At 49.3% G+C, this 16,990-nt stretch carries 15 protein-coding genes; 12 read left to right on the top strand and 3 right to left on the bottom strand.

What is annotated here, in order from left to right; genetic code table 11:
- The first annotated feature begins 236 nt into the window (after positions 1 to 236).
- Both GC130_RS24950 and GC130_RS24945 read left to right on the top strand, forming a co-directional pair.
- Positions 237 to 725 carry a hypothetical protein gene (locus GC130_RS24950; RefSeq protein WP_152001098.1) on the top strand — a complete coding sequence of 163 codons (489 nt, stop codon included), beginning with the start codon at positions 237 to 239 and terminating at the stop codon, positions 723 to 725.
- Between the two features lie 163 nt (positions 726 to 888).
- On the top strand, positions 889 to 1,812 hold the full coding sequence (locus GC130_RS24945) for a hypothetical protein (RefSeq protein ID WP_201568579.1): 924 nt from the start codon (positions 889 to 891) through the stop codon (positions 1,810 to 1,812).
- A gap of 49 nt (positions 1,813 to 1,861) precedes the next feature.
- Here GC130_RS24945 and GC130_RS24940 read toward each other — a convergent pair whose 3' ends face one another.
- Positions 1,862 to 3,169, bottom strand: coding sequence for an amidohydrolase (locus tag GC130_RS24940; protein WP_152001096.1), 1,308 nt, complete (start codon positions 3,167 to 3,169; stop codon positions 1,862 to 1,864).
- A 128-nt stretch (positions 3,170 to 3,297) separates the two neighbouring features.
- Here GC130_RS24940 and GC130_RS24935 point away from each other — a divergent pair, with 128 nt between their 5' ends.
- The 3 genes from GC130_RS24935 (at position 3,298) to GC130_RS24925 (ending at position 6,445) form a co-directional block, all read left to right on the top strand.
- Positions 3,298 to 3,954, top strand: coding sequence for a hypothetical protein (locus GC130_RS24935; RefSeq protein WP_152001095.1), 657 nt, complete (start codon positions 3,298 to 3,300; stop codon positions 3,952 to 3,954).
- A 182-nt stretch (positions 3,955 to 4,136) separates the two neighbouring features.
- Positions 4,137 to 5,309, top strand: coding sequence for a S9 family peptidase (locus tag GC130_RS24930; RefSeq protein ID WP_152001119.1), 1,173 nt, complete (start codon positions 4,137 to 4,139; stop codon positions 5,307 to 5,309).
- Positions 5,309 to 6,445: a lactonase family protein gene (locus tag GC130_RS24925; RefSeq protein WP_152001094.1), complete on the top strand. Its 1,137-nt coding sequence runs from the start codon at positions 5,309 to 5,311 to the stop codon at positions 6,443 to 6,445. Before GC130_RS24930 ends, GC130_RS24925 begins: the two co-directional genes overlap by 1 nt.
- Before the next feature lie 18 nt (positions 6,446 to 6,463).
- Here GC130_RS24925 and GC130_RS24920 read toward each other — a convergent pair whose 3' ends face one another.
- Positions 6,464 to 7,429, bottom strand: a complete 966-nt coding sequence (locus GC130_RS24920) for a cyclase family protein (RefSeq protein ID WP_193217997.1) — start codon at positions 7,427 to 7,429, stop codon at positions 6,464 to 6,466.
- A gap of 188 nt (positions 7,430 to 7,617) precedes the next feature.
- Between GC130_RS24920 and GC130_RS24915 the strand changes: the two genes are divergently transcribed.
- From GC130_RS24915 to GC130_RS24890, 6 genes are all read left to right on the top strand, one after another.
- A complete protein-coding gene (locus GC130_RS24915) occupies positions 7,618 to 9,195 on the top strand; it encodes an arylsulfatase (RefSeq protein WP_226940605.1) in 1,578 nt (525 codons plus the stop codon).
- Positions 9,196 to 9,204: 9 nt separating this feature from the next.
- A complete protein-coding gene (locus GC130_RS24910; RefSeq protein ID WP_152001092.1) occupies positions 9,205 to 9,648 on the top strand; it encodes a GNAT family N-acetyltransferase in 444 nt (147 codons plus the stop codon).
- 57 nt (positions 9,649 to 9,705) lie between these two features.
- Entirely contained in the window at positions 9,706 to 10,275 is a 570-nt protein-coding gene (locus GC130_RS24905) for a Crp/Fnr family transcriptional regulator (RefSeq protein WP_152001091.1), read from the top strand.
- A gap of 73 nt (positions 10,276 to 10,348) precedes the next feature.
- A complete protein-coding gene (locus GC130_RS24900; RefSeq protein ID WP_152001090.1) occupies positions 10,349 to 10,783 on the top strand; it encodes an SRPBCC family protein in 435 nt (144 codons plus the stop codon).
- Positions 10,784 to 10,891: 108 nt separating this feature from the next.
- On the top strand, positions 10,892 to 11,845 hold the full coding sequence (locus tag GC130_RS24895; RefSeq protein WP_152001089.1) for an RraA family protein: 954 nt from the start codon (positions 10,892 to 10,894) through the stop codon (positions 11,843 to 11,845).
- A 102-nt stretch (positions 11,846 to 11,947) separates the two neighbouring features.
- Positions 11,948 to 13,234: a mandelate racemase/muconate lactonizing enzyme family protein gene (locus tag GC130_RS24890; RefSeq protein WP_152001088.1), complete on the top strand. Its 1,287-nt coding sequence runs from the start codon at positions 11,948 to 11,950 to the stop codon at positions 13,232 to 13,234.
- 303 nt (positions 13,235 to 13,537) lie between these two features.
- Here GC130_RS24890 and GC130_RS24885 read toward each other — a convergent pair whose 3' ends face one another.
- The gene (locus tag GC130_RS24885; protein WP_152001087.1) at positions 13,538 to 13,924 is read right to left on the bottom strand and encodes a hypothetical protein; all 387 of its coding nucleotides are present in this window, start codon (positions 13,922 to 13,924) and stop codon (positions 13,538 to 13,540) included.
- Between the two features lie 174 nt (positions 13,925 to 14,098).
- On the opposite strand from GC130_RS24885, the gene GC130_RS24880 reads away from it, so the two are divergent.
- Complete coding sequence (locus GC130_RS24880) at positions 14,099 to 16,816, top strand: M14 metallopeptidase family protein (protein WP_152001086.1); 2,718 nt, start codon at positions 14,099 to 14,101, stop codon at positions 16,814 to 16,816.
- Positions 16,817 to 16,990: the final 174 nt, after the last annotated feature.

Genomic DNA, 16,990 nt, shown 5'->3' with positions numbered 1-16,990 from the left:
AAAATTATGACACTATTCCAGATATTTATTTGTCACGGCCCGGAGCTCACACTTATCCCCACATTTAGCATCTCGGTTGGCGTCGGAGGCATCGGTCTACCGTAGCGGTTGGGGCGGCGAATGAAGACAGCCAGAATTGAGCGCTTAGCACACAGACCTCTTTTTCTTCCATGCCTTCCGAACCAGAATTCTACTTTTTGCGTATCTTTCACAGAGCATCTAAAAACAAACCAACTATGAAAAAACTAGCCCTACTCCTTCTGCTTAGTTCCTTCACTTTCAAAGCAGAGCTGCCAGAGCTTAATGCTAAAATTATCACCTACCTCGACTCTGTGATGGGCAAAAAGGTAGACAGAGGCGAGTGCTGGGATCTGGCCGCAGGTGCGCTGGCCTACTCCGGTGCCTATTTCGACCGCAGCAGCATGAAAACCGTGACCATCTACGGTCGTGAGCTGAATTACAAAAAAGAGGAAGTGCTACCAGGTGACCTGATCCAGTTTGAGAATGTGGAATTGGCGTGGAAAGACGGCAATACTACCTACAAAGAAACCATGGGACAGCACACCGCTGTAGTGTATAAGGTAAACGGCCCGCTGAATTATGAGATCGCTCACCAGAACACAGGCCAGTGGGGCAAAAAGGTGGGCGTTAGCAACCTCAACCTGAACAACCTGGCCAAAGGCAAACTTTGGATCTACAGGCCTATTAAGGAGAAGGCGAAATAAACCTTCCTGTACTTGAAGTGCCTAGAGCTAAATAAAAGACATCATCGTTCGCCTGTCTATTACTCGACAAAAAATATTTCCTATTACACCAGATAATACACTTGAAATAATACGGTAGCTTTATACAATTTCGACTGAACTCAAGCGAAAATATTTATTTACCATGGCAAGAAAGCTGCTATTACCCTTATTTTTAATCATACTTTTGTTTGCCTGTGAGAAAAGCGAGCCTCTAGATAGTGTCACCCCTTTGCGCATCAAAGCAGTCAGAGACGCTTATATGAAGCCGGATAAAATTGCCATTGGCACCATTTCTTACGAGGCCGACCAGGTGATTATAGACTGGAGCGGAGACACTGACCTCCATTTCACGGGGAAAACCTTGATTTCTACCACCTACCACCTCAATTCAGGAGGTTACGCAGAAAAGATCGTTTCCAGGTTCGATGACAAGTCTGAAATAATAGACCAGTTCACCTACTCAAGCGATTACAAAATTGTGGAGATACAGAATTCTTTCTTCCACGAAACGATGCACTGGCACTATATAGACAATGAAATCGATAGCATTTCCCGTGTTCAGGCCACAGAAAATGGCGAAATAATGGGGTTTTATAAAAGATTAAAGACTCCAGACTTCACCGGCGAGTCACCCATTCGTTATTTAAAAATGTCGGGGATATTTCCCTTCAATACTGCTCTTCCATATAATCTGGAACATACAATGAGTTACGATTGCGAAAATCATAGTTATGTCAATGAGAATGAATCAAACAAATCAGAAATCAGCAATAACTATGATGGAGATGGCGGTGAGCGGCATAGTTTTATAACAGGGAACAAAATAAACTTTGAAAGTATTGTATGGTCGTATAATCCATACAGAAAAGAAAAGGTTAATGTGAGGGCTGCAAGTAGGTGCCTAGCCAGATATGAAGCTATTTCCACTTACATACTGATGCCTGACCTGATCCCCGATTTTGATCTGGTGTACCTATTTACCGTCGAAAATGAAATAAAGTACGTCAACGAAAACGGGAACTATACTCTATACTCACCTGCATTAGTTAGTTACGAGTACAAGTGAATAATTTGAATCTTGTCCTCATGAGATGAATGTTTAAAGCCGTTCTTCACTACTTCCCATTCAAATAGTCCACCGCCAAACTGCTGAGGGCTCTTACACCCAGCTGTAGCGAAGACTCATCCACATAGTAGGTAGGTGAATGCTGAGACTCGATCGCTTTTCCCGGCGTTCGCACACCCAGATAAAAGTACAAACCCTTAGCGTTTTGTGTCAGAAAGGGAAAATCCTCTGCTCCCATTTCCACGGACGGCGTGATCAGGTTGCCTTCTCCGGTTACCTTCAAAAGTGTGGGCGTCATTTTTGTCAGTAGTTCAGGGTCGTTGAAAGTCACAGGATTACTGCCAGAAATGATGACCTCCGCAGTGGCCCCGGAAGCCTCTGCAATGCTCTGGGCTGTTTGACGGATTCGTCTATGGAAGTCCTCCCTGATCTCAGTATCAAACGTGCGGATGGTGCCCAGCATGCGCACTTCGTTGGGAATGATATTGCCTCTCACTCCACCTTGGATGCTTCCGATGGTGACAAGCGACAAAGCTTTTGTCATGTCGAGCTGACGGCTGGGTATTACCTGCAAGCCAATCACAATCTGCGAGGCAATGACAATGGGGTCGTTGCCCAGCCAGGGGAACGCACCATGCGACTGCTTGCCCTTTACAATAATCTCTAATTGATCAGCCCCGGCGCACATGCCATAGGGGCGTACGGCCAGGGTGCCCGCACCGAACCGCCCATCGGTATGGAGCGCAAACACCGCTTCCGGCTGCAGGTCTTTAAAAATCCCTTCCTGCACCATCAGCTCAGCGCCGCCCTCCTCTCCTGCCGGAGGCCCTTCCTCAGCTGGTTGAAAGATAAAGAGTATGGTTCCTTTCAGCTGCTGGCGCATGCCGGCCAGCACTTCGGCAGCGCCCATGAGGCAGGCAACATGGGCATCGTGTCCGCAGGCATGCATCACCCCCACCTCCTGGTCGTTGTAGGTCGTTCGTACTTTGGAAGCAAATGGCAAGTCTACCTCCTCTACAACCGGCAAGGCATCCATATCGGCCCTGATGGCTATGACAGGCCCTGGTAGCCCACCTTTCAGCACACCCACCACGCCTGTGTGGGCAATGCCCGTCGTCACGTCTATGTCCAGCCTTTCAAGGTGTTTGGCCACTAGCATTGCCGTGCGAAATTCCCGGTTGCCGAGCTCAGGGTTTTGGTGAAGATCCTCGTACCACGATATGACCTTGGGCTCAATACTCGCCGTCTTTTGGTTGATCTCATTTTGGAAGTCTTTCTTTCCCTTCTGTCCAAAAGCACTTGTGGACAAGACTATAAAAAACAGTAGAGTAATACCCGGACTTTGCTTGCAGTGCATCTTCTTGGTTTTAAGTATGGTAAGGGTATCAAAGTACAACTAAAAGCCAAGTTTGCCTAAAGGGCCCTCGCTGTTCTCAATCCAATATCGCTCCGTACTTTTCGTTATCTTTCACTCAACCTACTAACATGGCCAGACTCCTGATTCTTTGTCTATTGGTCTTCTCCTATGTTGAAGCTGCATCACAACCGAAGCTCTTCCGGGTGATGCTGGCCAAAAAAGCCTACGACGAAAGTGGCAAAAGAATAAAAACCAACACCGCCATCAGCCGCTACCAGACCGTGCTGGTGAAGGAAGGTGGCAGCCTGGAAATGGATGTGGAGTCCCGGCTTGATTTGGTGCTTGGCCCAGGCACTCACAACCTGGACGTGCTGGAAAGGGAACACTCTTACCGCTACCGCAACCACGACAGCCTTAAGGTGGTGGTCTTCAACAAGGGCATCGGCAACTGCAAGTTTTCCTACAACCGAATCGTAGTGCCCGGTGCCCCCAACGGGGACTTCGATGCAAGCCGAATCCAAATTCGGGGCAAGCTCATGACCACGATTGATAAAGATTCTCCTGCTCCGCTCACCATCACCTGGGACAATCCTGACAAAAAATTCAAGAGCAAATATTTTTTGGTGCTTCAGGATGCCTTTAACACCGCCTACCTGGATGTGATCGAAACAGAGGCTACCACGGCGGTCATCTACCCTACCAGTTACGATGTGCCCTACATGCAATACTACATCAGGGCGAATGATTGCCGGGGCAGCGTGAACAATGGGATAAAGGTGGAGTAACTGGCAAACACAGCGCCCGAACTATCAACGGAGTTGTAAAGGCAACACAAAACCCAGCGCCAAATTCTTCCATGTTTTTCAAACTCACCGTTTAAGGAATTACCTGAAACAAAACGATTCCCGGGACAGGTTGTGTTTCAATTATTATCTATCTTCGGTAGTTGACATCACCTACTTTTACCATGCACAACACCACCAAAGCATTACTACTGCTATTCGTCGGTTTAACCATCGCCGGAGCGGCCATTGCCCAGGAGTCCATTCTCTGCCAGGGCCACTACTGGACAGAAGACGAAGCCAAAGTCAAGATGGCAGATTTTGCCTCCCAATGGACTGACAAGGCTTCCTGGGAAAAGAGAGCCACGCAGATCAGAAAAAACATCATCGACGGGCTACAGCTGGAAAAGATGCCTGTGCCAAAAGATGGCTTCAAAACCGTTATCACCAATACCCGGGAAATGGACGGCTACATTGTGGAGAATATTGCCATACAAAGTTTTTCCGGCTTTTATGTAACAGGCAACCTCTATCGCCCTGTCCAAAAGGCAGACAAGTACCCCGCCATTCTGAGCGCCCATGGCCATTTTCCTGATGCGAGATTTTCAGTTCCCGTGCAGCGAAGGTGCGCCGCCCTTGCCAGAATGGGCGCCATGGTGTTTATGTACGACATGGTGGGGTACACCGAAAGCACTCAGGTAACGCACAAAATGCCTATCGCCATGACCCTGCAAACATGGAACAGCAAGCGAGTGCTCGACTACCTGCTCTCCCGGCCCGACGTGGATGCATCCAGAATTGGCATGACAGGCGCATCAGGCGGCGGCACGCAGACCTTTATACTCACGGCTATCGACGACAGGATAAAAGTGGCCGTGCCCGTGGTGCAGGTGTCGGCCCATTTCTTTGGCGGCTGCGTTTGCGAAAGCGGCATGCCCGTTCATAAAACAGCCACCTTTCAAACCAACAATGTCGAGGTAGCTGCATTGTGCGCTCCCCGGCCCATGCTCATGGTGTCGGATGGCGCCGACTGGACGAAGAACACACCTTTGGTAGAGTTTCCTTACGTGCAAAGTGTTTACAAGGCCTACGGAGTTCAGCATCTTGTCGACAACGTTCATTTTGCTGCTGAAAAGCATGACTACGGCGTTTCCAAGAGGATCGTCGCTTACAATTTCTTTGCTGAGCACCTTGGTCTTAACTATGCCAACCTCCCTTATGAGGATGGCTACAACGAGAGTTTTGTCACCATTTTGCCAGCAGATGACCTTAAAGTTTTCACAGACAAAACACCACGCCCTTCCAGTGCCCTAAAGGACGACGAAGCTGTGATGAAATATTTAAAAATCGGACAATAATGAAATACCTAAGCCTCTTCCTGCTATCCATTGTGTTCTTTTCCCAACCTTCTGTCAGCCAAAAAATGAACAAAACTTATCTCTTCGTCGGCTGCTATACAGAAAAGGTGCCCGGCACAGGCATGTATGTGTTTGAATTTGATAATGGAACGGGTTCTTTAGAGGAGGTCAGTAAGGTGGAAAACCTCGTCAACGCATCGTTTCTCACTTTGGCACCTGATGGCAAGTTCGTGTATGCCTGCACTGAAACCCAACTGGAAACCCCGGGCAATGTTTCAGCATTTAGCTTCAACGCCGCCAGTGGAAAGCTTTCGTTTCTCAATAAACAATCTGTTGAAGGACGCAACCCGGCATATGCCATGGTGCATCCGGCTGGCCGGTTTGTGGCCAGTGCCAACTACACCGACGGAGGTGTTTCCGTCTTCGAACGTAATTCGGACGGTAGCCTGAAGCCACCTGCACAACAGTTTGATATTGAAGGAAAAAGCGTGATTCCCGGACGTCAGGACGACGCACATACCCATGCTGCAGTGTTTGATCCTGCTGGCGATTTCCTGTTTGTGCCGGATCTTGGGTCGGACAAGATCCTCGCCTATGCATTCGACAAAAGTAGCGGAAAGCCTGCTACTTTTAGCAGCGAGCTTACTGTTGCCACAACGCCAGGCAGCGGTCCCAGACACCTCGAATTTCACCCCAACGGAAAGTTTGCCTACTGCGTGGAAGAATTGAGCGGCACCGTTTCATCGTACACCTACAGCAAAGGAAAGCTCACTCCCACTGGCAGGATGTCGACCTACACAAAGAAGTTTGACATTTACGGTGGAGCTGACCTCCACACGTCGCCGGACGGGAAATTCCTTTATGTGTCGAACAGGGTAAGTGAGGAAAACACCATCGCCATTTTCTCTATCGACCAAAAGAGCGGTCAACTAACATTGGTTGGTCACGAATCTACTTACGGCGATCATCCTCGCAGCTTCGTCATCGATCCATCAGGAAATTTTCTGCTTGTCGCCAATCAATTTGGCAACAACATCGTCGTACTGAAAAGAGACAAAAAGACCGGGCTGCTGACCAAAACCGATTCTGAGGTCAAGTTGAAACTGCCGGCCAGCTTGAAGATGAGGACTTACTAGTTGGCGAACACAACCACCTCACCTGATGGCAATAGGCCTCCCGGGTGAGCCGGTTGCCCCTTTGAACCGAATGGGCGTAAATACAAACAGAAACTCGTAGGCTTTGTCCTCCTGCAAACGCTCGAAAGTCATCCACTCAAGGTTGAAAATGCCGTTTTTCATGGTGAGCTCGGAGTGTGCAATCAATTCATCGCCATCCATGATGCCATCCGACCCCACCATGCAAGGTTTTTTGGTAATGATCCATTCCACCACATCACGACCTACAAACGGGCGTTTTCCCTTCATGGCATAGCCAGAAGTCCAGTGCCTCGACCATCCGAAATTGAAGAAAAGGGCATCTCCGGGGGCAATCGATGCTTCTGCAATTCCCTGCTTTTTCAATGCCGCCTTTACGTCGTCCAGCGACACCTCATAGCCTTCTGCCAGCGTGGGAACCCCTCTCAGCCCAGCTATGTCAACCAACACGCCACGGGTTACAATTGGTTTTACGTTTTCAACACCCAGCTTCTGCAATCCAAACGGGTTCTTCATCTCTGCCGTACTATAGCCGTTGTAGAAAACCTCTGTGGTGGTGCCATCGGCCATTTTCACCTGCTGGCCTACATGGCCAGGGCCATCAAACTGAGTGCCTACCTGACCGAGCGACCCGGCAATATATTCGTCGTTGAACACCTGCCCGTTTCTCCCCTCTGGACCATACGTCGGAAATGAAGGAATAAGCAGATTGTAACTGCGGTTGTCAGGAACGCTCATCTCGTTTTCGTAGGGCTGGCCCAGTTCATACACCTTTCCTGTCTTCACCATCGTCATCGCTTGTAACACCTTTTCAGGGGTAATCCAGTTGGAGCCGCCAGCCTGGTCGCCAGCGCCCCAGACAGGATGAGGCCACCACGGGCCTTGCTCCCTCGTCTGGCTTGTTGATGCAAATGAGACGGCCAGCAGCATGGCAGCAGGAAAAAAGGATTTTAGAGGTAGTTTCATAAGGCATTGATATAATTGTGGAAATAATGGTACGAAAAAGGACGGGAGATAGAAAGGGCCCATGCACCAAATAGCAGTGGGAAAATGCTCGTCAAATTGAAAGTGTAAGCCAACAAGCACACTATTAAAACAGCGGTAACTATAATTTAGCCGAATTCAACTATATTAATGAACTCAACTATTGTCCTATGCCGATGAATGTCCTCGTTAGAAGAAATTTTCTCGTATCTGCGACGCTGCTATGCCTGGCCGGTTGTGATCGGCAGACAGAGGAGCCTGAGAAACCCAACATCATCTATGTCCTCGCCGACGACATGGGCTATGGCGATGTGTCTGCCTTCAATGCAGATAGCAAAATAAAAACTCCTTTTATTGATCAGCTGGCCACAGAAGGGATGATGTTCACTGATGCCCATTCGGGGTCGTCAGTGTGCACGCCTACCCGCTATGGTATTTTGACGGGCCGTTACAGTTGGCGCACCCGACTCAAAGAAGGCGTGCTGAGCGGGAACTCAAAGCCATTGATAGCAGCCGACAGAACCACCATAGGTTCCATGCTTCAAAAAAATGGGTATTATACAGCATTCATTGGCAAATGGCATTTGGGGTGGGACTGGGGACTTAAAGATGAACAAGCCCGGAGCCCAACGCCCTGGTCGGTTGACTTTTCGAATATCAACTATGCTTTGCCAGTAAAAAACTCCGCAAAGGAACGTGGCTTCGACTTTTCGTATGGTCATCCGGCATCGCTCGACATGTCTCCCTATGTGTATGTGGAAAATGGTATGGTGACGGCTGTGCCAGACACAACAACAGTAAATACAGGTGAATATTCCTGGTGGCGGGAAGGTCCGACGGCCCCCGACTTTGTGCATGAAGAAGTGACCCCTAACTATTTCAAAAAAGCCATGGCGCTGGTTGAAGATCGTGCCCTTTCGGACCAACCCTTCTTTCTGTACCTCGCTTTGCCATCGCCCCACACCCCTATTCTCCCCACCAAAGAATGGCAGGAGAAAAGCGGATTGAATCCCTATGGAGATTTTGTGATGATGATAGATGACTATGTGGGCCAGCTGATGCGAACGATCAAAGCCGCAGGTATTGAAGAAAATACGCTGGTGATCTTTACCAGCGACAATGGTTTTGCACCTTACGCCAACTTCGAGCTATTAGAAGCAAAAGGACATTATCCGAGCGGCCCGTTCCGGGGCTACAAAGCCGACATATTTGAAGGAGGACATCGTATTCCATTTATTGCCAAATGGCCAGGAGTTATTGAATCAGGCAGCGTTTCCAGCCAAACCATTTGCCTGACAGACCTGATGGCAACTTGTGCCGACATAGCAGGACACAAGTTGGCACCAAATGAAGGAGAAGACAGCTACAGCCTGTTGCCAATTTTCAAACAGACGATTTCATCAGAACCATTGAGGGAAGGCACTGTTCATCACTCGATGAATGGCAGCTTCGCTATTCGTAGGGGCCCATGGAAGCTTATCTTATGCCCAGACTCTGGTGGATGGAGTGATCCGAAACCGCAAGATTCGGTGGCTGTAGCTGGACTTCCGGCCATACAACTCTATCACTTAGCCAATGACCCGGGAGAAAAGCGTAACCTGGAAGCAGAGCAGCCAGGAAAGGTGGCTGAGTTAAAGGCTTTGCTTGCAAAATACATTCAAAACGGCAGGAGCACGGCCGGGGAAACTCAGAAAAATGATTCATACGAAGGGGAATGGGTACAAGTAAATTTTATAAAACAGCCTTAACACAGGGATATGCCATACTACATCGACATCGTCCATAAAAGTGAATACGCCAACATCGTTGCGCTGTGGGAGGCTTCCGTAAGGGTAAGCCATACATTTTTAACCGAGGAAGATATCCAGTTTTTCAAACCCCTGATACTAAATAGCTACCTTGACCAGGTCAAACTTTTTTGCGCCCGCAACGAAGACAATAAAATCGTAGGCTTTCTGGGGGTCGCCAAAGGAAAAATAGAAATGATGTTTGTCCACCCACATTACATGAACCGTGGCATTGGACGAAGGCTAATCAGGTATTCGATTGACAAATTGGATGCGACCAAGGTGGATGTGAACGAACAGAATCCCAAAGCCCAAAGTTTCTACGAGTATTTTGGTTTCAAAGCTGTCGGACGCTCAAGACTTGATGGCACCGGAAAGCCCTATCCAATCATTCATATGGAGCTTTCACGATAGACTGAACGCTGATCGGACTATGACGAAAAACACATCAAAACCCGGCGATCATTTATCATGACGGAACTTGAAAAGTATATCCAGTCTTTTTTTGGTGTCACCATCGAAGACGCCGTCAAAATAAGTGAGTGGTTCACGCCGATCACATTGAAAAAGGGAGATTACTACCTCCATGCGGGGCGTTATTCCGACCGAATGGGTTTTGTGCAATCGGGCATTCTCAGAGAATACTTTGACACCGGGGAAAAGGAGGTGACCAAATGGATCTCTACGAAAGGCTATTTCGCTCTGGACCTGGCTAGCTTCCTTTTTGACAAAACGGCCCGCTGGAATATGCAGGCACTGGTTGATACTGAAATGTATGTGATCGACAAGGCAAGGTATCGTGAGCTTGGCAAGCTTATCCCCCGGTGGACTGAGCTGGAAAAGCTTTTCATTGCCAAATGTTTCACCGTACTGGAGGATCGGGTGGTTGCCCACCTCTCTATGACCGCCGAAGAACGCTATCAGCAACTCTTCCATTTCAACAAAGAGCTTTTCAACCTCGTGCCGCTGCAATACCTGGCCTCTATGCTGGGCATGACCCCCGAGACCCTGAGCCGGTTAAGAAAAAAGTCGGTCGGCTGACTTCTTGATATAGATCAAGCGCACGTGTTGGTTTAGCCCTGACCTTTGTCAGGTACTTTAAAACAACATAGCAATGAAAAGCATCAACGAAAAGGCTCCGGTAAAATGTCGCAAAGAAATCATCATCAACTCGCCGGCCGACCAGGTATGGAAGCTTCTCACATCGATCAACAGCTGGCCTGCCTGGAACCCTGAAGTATCATTTGCAGCAATGACCGGGCCGCTGGCACCTGGCACATCCTTCGACTGGAAAACTGGCGGGACAAAAATTCATTCGACACTCCACACCGTTAACCGGGAAAGAGAACTCGGCTGGACGGGCAAAGTGATGGGGATCTCCGCCATTCACAACTGGGAGCTGGAAGCTGTAGGCCCGGCGACGAAAGTAACCGTGGAAGAGAGTATGGAAGGATTATTGGCCAGTTTGCTGAAGGGTTCTTTCAACAAAACCCTGGAAAAGGGCATGATGGCCTGGTTGGAAGCAATGAAAAAGGCATGCGAGAAGTAACCGTGCGGTTCTTTCATTTCATTTGCCACCCGCTAACCAGCTATCAATTCCTCGTAGGTTGTGTTCAAATTTTTCATTATCATTAATGGACACTCTACCTACTTTAAAATGAACACAACTTTCAAACCACAGCTATGGCTATGTTTGTGCCTGTTTGCAACGGTAACGGCCTCCGCTCAGCAGATTTCCAAGGCAGACCTGATCTTTCTCACTCCCGAATGGAAAGGTGAGCGCTTTGACGACGGGCGCCCCAAAGTGCCAGATGCGCTTCTGAAACGGATGAAACTGGTCACCCTCGAAGAGGCCTGGGCAGTGCTTAGAAATGAGAACTACAAATACCAGTATGCCGACGGCTGGGTGACCATCAACCCCGACAGTGTACTGGTGGGCAGGGCCTTAACCGCCACGTTTATGCCTGGCCGCCCTGACATTCATCGGGTGCTTGACAAAAAAGGTCATGACCAGGACGGTCGAATCAAGTCACAAAACTCCTGGCCAGTTGACATGTTAGTAAAAGGCGATGTATATGTGGTGGATCAGTTTGGTGCCCATGTGGACGGCCCTACGATTGGCGACAACCTCGGTAATTCTATCTTCACCAAGTCAGGCAATGGCATCGTGTACGACGGCGCCATCCGGGACATCAATGGTCTGAAAGAAATTGGCAGCTTTACCTCCTTTTTTCGTACCTATCACCCCTCTCACCATTTAAACAATCCAGACGGAGCACTTAATACCACTCTGGTCGGCATCAACCAACCCACCCGCATTGGCATGGCAACTGTGATGCCAGGCGACGTGGTGCTTGGCAGAGACGGTGGCGTACTTTTTATCCCTCCTCATCTTGCAGAAAAAGTAGTAAAGATCAGCGAAGTAGTCAGGCTGAGAGATATGTTTGGTCACCAGCGGCTGCGGGAGCAAAAGTACACAGCCGGTCAAATCGACAACCGCTGGTCCGATGAAATAGAAAAGGACTTCTCCCAATGGCTCAACGAGCACATCGACGAACTGCCAGTTCCAAGAGAACAAATCCAGGAATTGTTAAAAACAAGAACCTGGTAGTATACATTACTTTCTTGCAGCCCGAGCCGTTCTCCAGCAGCCCGACTACTTAAGAGCGAAAGATACATTTGATAATAAAGCCCTATTAAAACTTAAACCACTATGTCCAAATCTCATTCACGCCGCTCCTTCCTCACCAAATCCGCCCTGGGCACCGGCGCCCTCGGCCTAACAGCCCTATCCACTTACGGCCAGGGTTATGAAGAAGCGATTCACAAAGCACCGAAACACGGCATGCCCTCGGATCTCAAGATCACAGAGATCAAATGTGGTTATATCCGCAATGGGCACAGTCTGTTCGTAAAAATTTACACCAACCAGGATATTTGGGGCTGTGGCGAAGGTGTGGATGCCGTGCCGGGCACCTACCACCTGGTGAAAATGATGGGGGAGCGCATCAAAGGCAAGAGCCCTCTGAACGTTCACCGCCTTTTTGAGGACATCCGAAAGTCAGGCTTCTTTGAAGGTGCCCAGTCTGGTATGTTTGTGGCCGTGCTGTCAGCAGTAGAAACTGCCCTTTGGGATCTGGCGGGCAAGGCCCTCGGCGTGCCGGTTTACCAGCTACTGGGAGGCAAATTCCGTGACAGCGTGAGGGTATATATGGACACTGCTTTGTACCAGTCGAGGCTCCCAACGCCGGAAGATTTTGCTGCCAGTGCCAAAGAGGCCGTCGATATGGGCTTCACTGCCGTTAAATTTGACCTGGACCAGGCCAACGACCCGAACAAGTATGATCGTTACAACTGGACAGCCAGCCCAGCGGAGTTGCAGAGAATGTACGATCAAATGGCCGCTACCAGAGAGGCAGTAGGGCCTAATATTGACATCTGTGCCGATATGCACGGGCGCTACGATGCCGTGACAGGCCAGCAGGTCGCCAAAATGCTCGAACCCATCCACATGATGTGGCTGGAAGAACCCATCGCTGCTGAAAATGTGGAAGCCTACAAAGCCATCACTGAGTCCACCAGCACGCCGATCTGTGCTGGCGAAAATGTTTACCTGGCCTATGGGTTCAGGCGCATGCTGGAAATAGGTGCTGTCGACATCATTATGCCTGACCTGCAAAAGGCGGGAGGCCTTGGCGAAGCACAGCGCATTGCCAACCTGGCGAATCTGTACTACGTGCCCTTCGCTCCCCACATGGTGGCTTCTTATTTGGGCGCCATGGCTTCCGCTCATGTCTGCGCTTCGGTGCCCAACTTCATGATTCTGGAATGGCAGATCTACTTTCACAAGGATCCCATGTTCAAAGAGATTGTGACTTTCGACGGTGAAATGGTTGAAAACGGATTTATTACAGTTTCCAACAAGCCAGGCATTGGCGTAGAGATCAACGAAGAGGGCATGAAGAAATATGCCACAAAGGGAATTCCTTTTTTTGAATAAAAGCGAAAAGAGGCTTCATCAAAGCCCAACTTTACGGGGAGAATGTCAGATTGAGACCAAATATTTGGGCCAGCCAAACACACAAAATGAGATGGCGAGCAACAGGAGTATAACGCTCGAATAAGGAAAGGTACCAGGAAATCGCCAACGGTAGCCCAAGTAAAGAGGTCGCTCTATCCGCCAGCACAAGAACGCCCTCTTTACTTCACGCAAGAAAACGTCATCTCAATTTGTGCGTTTGCCAAAATGTTAGGGCCTTTGATACAACCTCCTCCTAATATCCCGGCCAAATTACGCTACACGTCAAAACACTTTAAAATAAGCCCACTTCAAAAACATCATCAACATGAGGGCAAGCGGATGATAAATGATGAGCAGGAAGACCATGGCACTTTCTCCTGATCCTTCCATTTTCATGACTCTGATGAGTGCGGGTATTAAAACGCCTATTGCAATAAGATAAAGAATACTAAACCCTAACGATGTCAAAAAGTAGTACCACGGCTTATCTGCAAAACCAATCAACACGGTATTGACTACAATGAAGCATCCATACACGATACCGGCGATCATCCATGCATTGTCTGCTTTTACCGGCCTCATAATTACCAGAAAGACAAAGGTAAGGACAACAAATACCTGTAGCTGATAAAAAGGCTTTTGAAGCCATTCGAAAAGAGTAAAGGCCATGCACCAAGTTCATCAAAAAGTTTTAAAAAATTGTATTGGGCCAATATTGATTCAAGCGAGCCCTGTCCTTCGCCAGCTTTGCCTCGCAGAGTAAACCACTCGCCCATATAAAACTGGTCAGCAAGATTCATTCATTTCCTTATATTCGGTCGTTTGAGGCTAATACTACCAACCATGACCACTACTGTACTTCACCAGTTGACGAAGAAGGCAACTCTGCTGACCTTTGTTTGCCAACTAGGTCTCTCATCATTGCTGTTGGCGCAAATCCCTGCTCCCGAGGAAACACTGGGGTTCAAAGTGGGTGCCGATTTCCACCTGGCCACCTACGAGCAATCGCTTGCCTATTTCAACAAACTCGACGCCGCCAGCGACAGGATCCAAATGGTGCATGTGGGTGAAACCTCCGAAGGAAGACCCTGGTATTTCGCACTCATTTCCTCTCCTGAAAACATCAAAAACATTGACAAATATAAGGCCATTGCGCAGCGGCTGGCACATCCTGATGGTATGACGAGGGAGGAAGCCAAACAACTTGCCAAAGAAGGCAAGCCCATCGTCCATATCGATGGTGGCCTGCATGCCTCGGAGGTGGCCGGAGCCCAGCACACTATTTCGCTGGCGCACCAACTCATTAGCACGGCGGAGTCAGACGAGAGAATTGCCAGAATTCTCGACGATGTCATCATTTTGCTCTGGCCTTCGCTCAACCCTGACGGTCAGGATATTATTGCCAACTGGTACGAAGAGAACGTGGGCACGCCTTACGAAGTCGCCCCCGTCCCCTGGCTTTATCAAAAGTATGTGGGGCACGATAACAACCGGGATGCCTACATGGTCAATATGATTGAGTCGAGAGTCGTGGGTCGTACATGGAGAGAATGGGAGCCCAATATCATCCATGTACACCACCAGTCGTCGCCCTTCCCTACCCGCATCTGGCTGCCCCCGTTCGCAGAGCCTATTGCCTCCCAAACGCCGCCCCTGGTTGCCCGTGAAGTGAACATGATTGGCATGGCCATGGCTCAGGAACTGGAAACCGAAGGCCTGAAAGGTGCGGTGCACATGGGCCAGGGCTTCGACGCCTGGTACCCTGGCTATATCGACTACATGCCGGTGCTGCAAAACATTCCCTCCTTCTGGACGGAAACAGCCCTTTACCGGTATGCCACTCCCTATTTCTATACCATCAACGATTTCCCCAAAGACAGAAGTGATCTTCGCATCGAATCGCTTTACTCCAGTCCGTGGCCTGGTGGTTGGTGGCGCATAAGCGATGCCATTCAGTACATGCAAACAGCGTCGATAGCCGTATTGGACTATGCCTCCAAATACAGCGAAACAGTTCTTTTCAATAAGTATCAGTCGGCGCAAAGCACCATTGAAAAGTACCGCAATGAGCCTCCATACGCTTATTTCATTCCACAGCAGCAGCGTGACCCCGCCCGTCCGGTAGAGCTACTGAAGCGCCTGGCCTTTAACGGCATCAAAATCTCGCAACTAGACAAGGCGATTACTTTTAACGGGCAAGCTTACCCCAAAGGCACCTGGGTGATCCCCATGGACCAGGAATTTGCCGAGCTGGCCCGCCAGGCTCTCGATGTGCAGGTGTACCCCGACCTGCGGGAATTCCCCGATGGCCCGCTGGAGCAGCCATATGACGCCGCTGGCTGGTCGCTGCCCCTCCAATTTGAGTTAAATATAACTGCGGCTGCCAGCCCTCTTTCTGAAGAGGTCAGGGCAAGCCTCACGGAAGTAAAAGGAACCAAAGTCGACTGGAAAACAGCCGCCAGCGACGACAATAGCAAAATTGATTTCGCTCCCGGCGCCGGTTTCAATACCAGCGAGGTGGCTGCAGGCATTCTTCCTCTCCCTGGTTCTATCAAAGGAAGCGGCACCACGCTGTTGCTTGACCCTAAGGAAAACAACACCTTTCGAGTACTGGGTGAAGCCTGGAATCAGGGACTCACTGTTGAGTACGCCAATCAAAAATATGCTGTGAAAGGTGCCTCGGAAGCGTTGGCTAAAAAATGGGTGGATGACTTTGCCGTGAACGTCGTGAAAACGGGTAGCTCGTCCGGCGTAAGGATTCAACCCCGCATCGCCATTTATGAACCCTGGACAGCCAGCATGGACATGGGCTGGACACGCTGGCTGCTTGATAATTTCGGACTGCCTTATACTGTCATCCGAAATTCAGACTTTGCGGCCAGTAACTTAAAAGATAGGTTCGATGTGATAGTGATGGCTTCAGAAAGGAATGGCACCATCGAAAATGGTTACAAAAAAGGACAAGTGCCTCCCCGCTACGAGGGTGGGCTGGGTGAAACAGGTATCCGCAACCTCGACGACTTTGTCAAGGCAGGTGGCACGCTTGTCTGCATGAATCAAAGCAGCGATTTCGCCATTGAATCGCTCTACTTACCTGTAAAAAATATTGTGAAGGGTGTGAACAGAAAGGATTTCTTTACCGGCGGCTCCATCATGGAGGTGACGACAAATACCACTCACCCTGTAATGGCTGGCATGTCTGATCACGCCAGTGTGTTTGTCAATAGAAGCCCTGTTTTTACCACTTTAGAAGGCTTCAAAGGAGAGGCACTTGCCAAATACCAGGACAAAGGCTCTCCCCTACGCTCGGGTTTTCTGCTTGGCGCCAAATATCTGAATGGCTACGCTGCGGCGCTCGACGTTCAGCATGGGCAAGGCCATGTGATCCTGTTCGGCTTCCAACCCCAGTGGCGAGGGCAACCTATGGGCACTTACCGCACACTGTTCAATGCGATGTTGTACGGAGCAAACACTGCCAAAAGCCGTGCTGTTTCAGAAGGCTTTTGGGCGGCTCCGGCCAAAGCTGAAGGCAACAGCAAGGCGTCCAGCGGCAAACAATAGTGTAGCGTAATGCAGGGCATCATGGTAAAGTTTTAATGGTATGAGACCAATAGCGTCCTAAACGATATGAAGTTAGGATAAATAAGTTGTCATAGAGAGTTCTATGGTGAATTTGGGTTCCAATTGGGGAACAAGCCCCCCTGGTCAACTATTTTGGGTTTGTATAGGGGTAGA

Source organism: Imperialibacter sp. EC-SDR9, from assembly GCF_902498805.1.
GTDB lineage: Bacteria > Bacteroidota > Bacteroidia > Cytophagales > Cyclobacteriaceae > Imperialibacter.
This window is presented reverse-complemented; position numbering and strand designations above follow the sequence as displayed.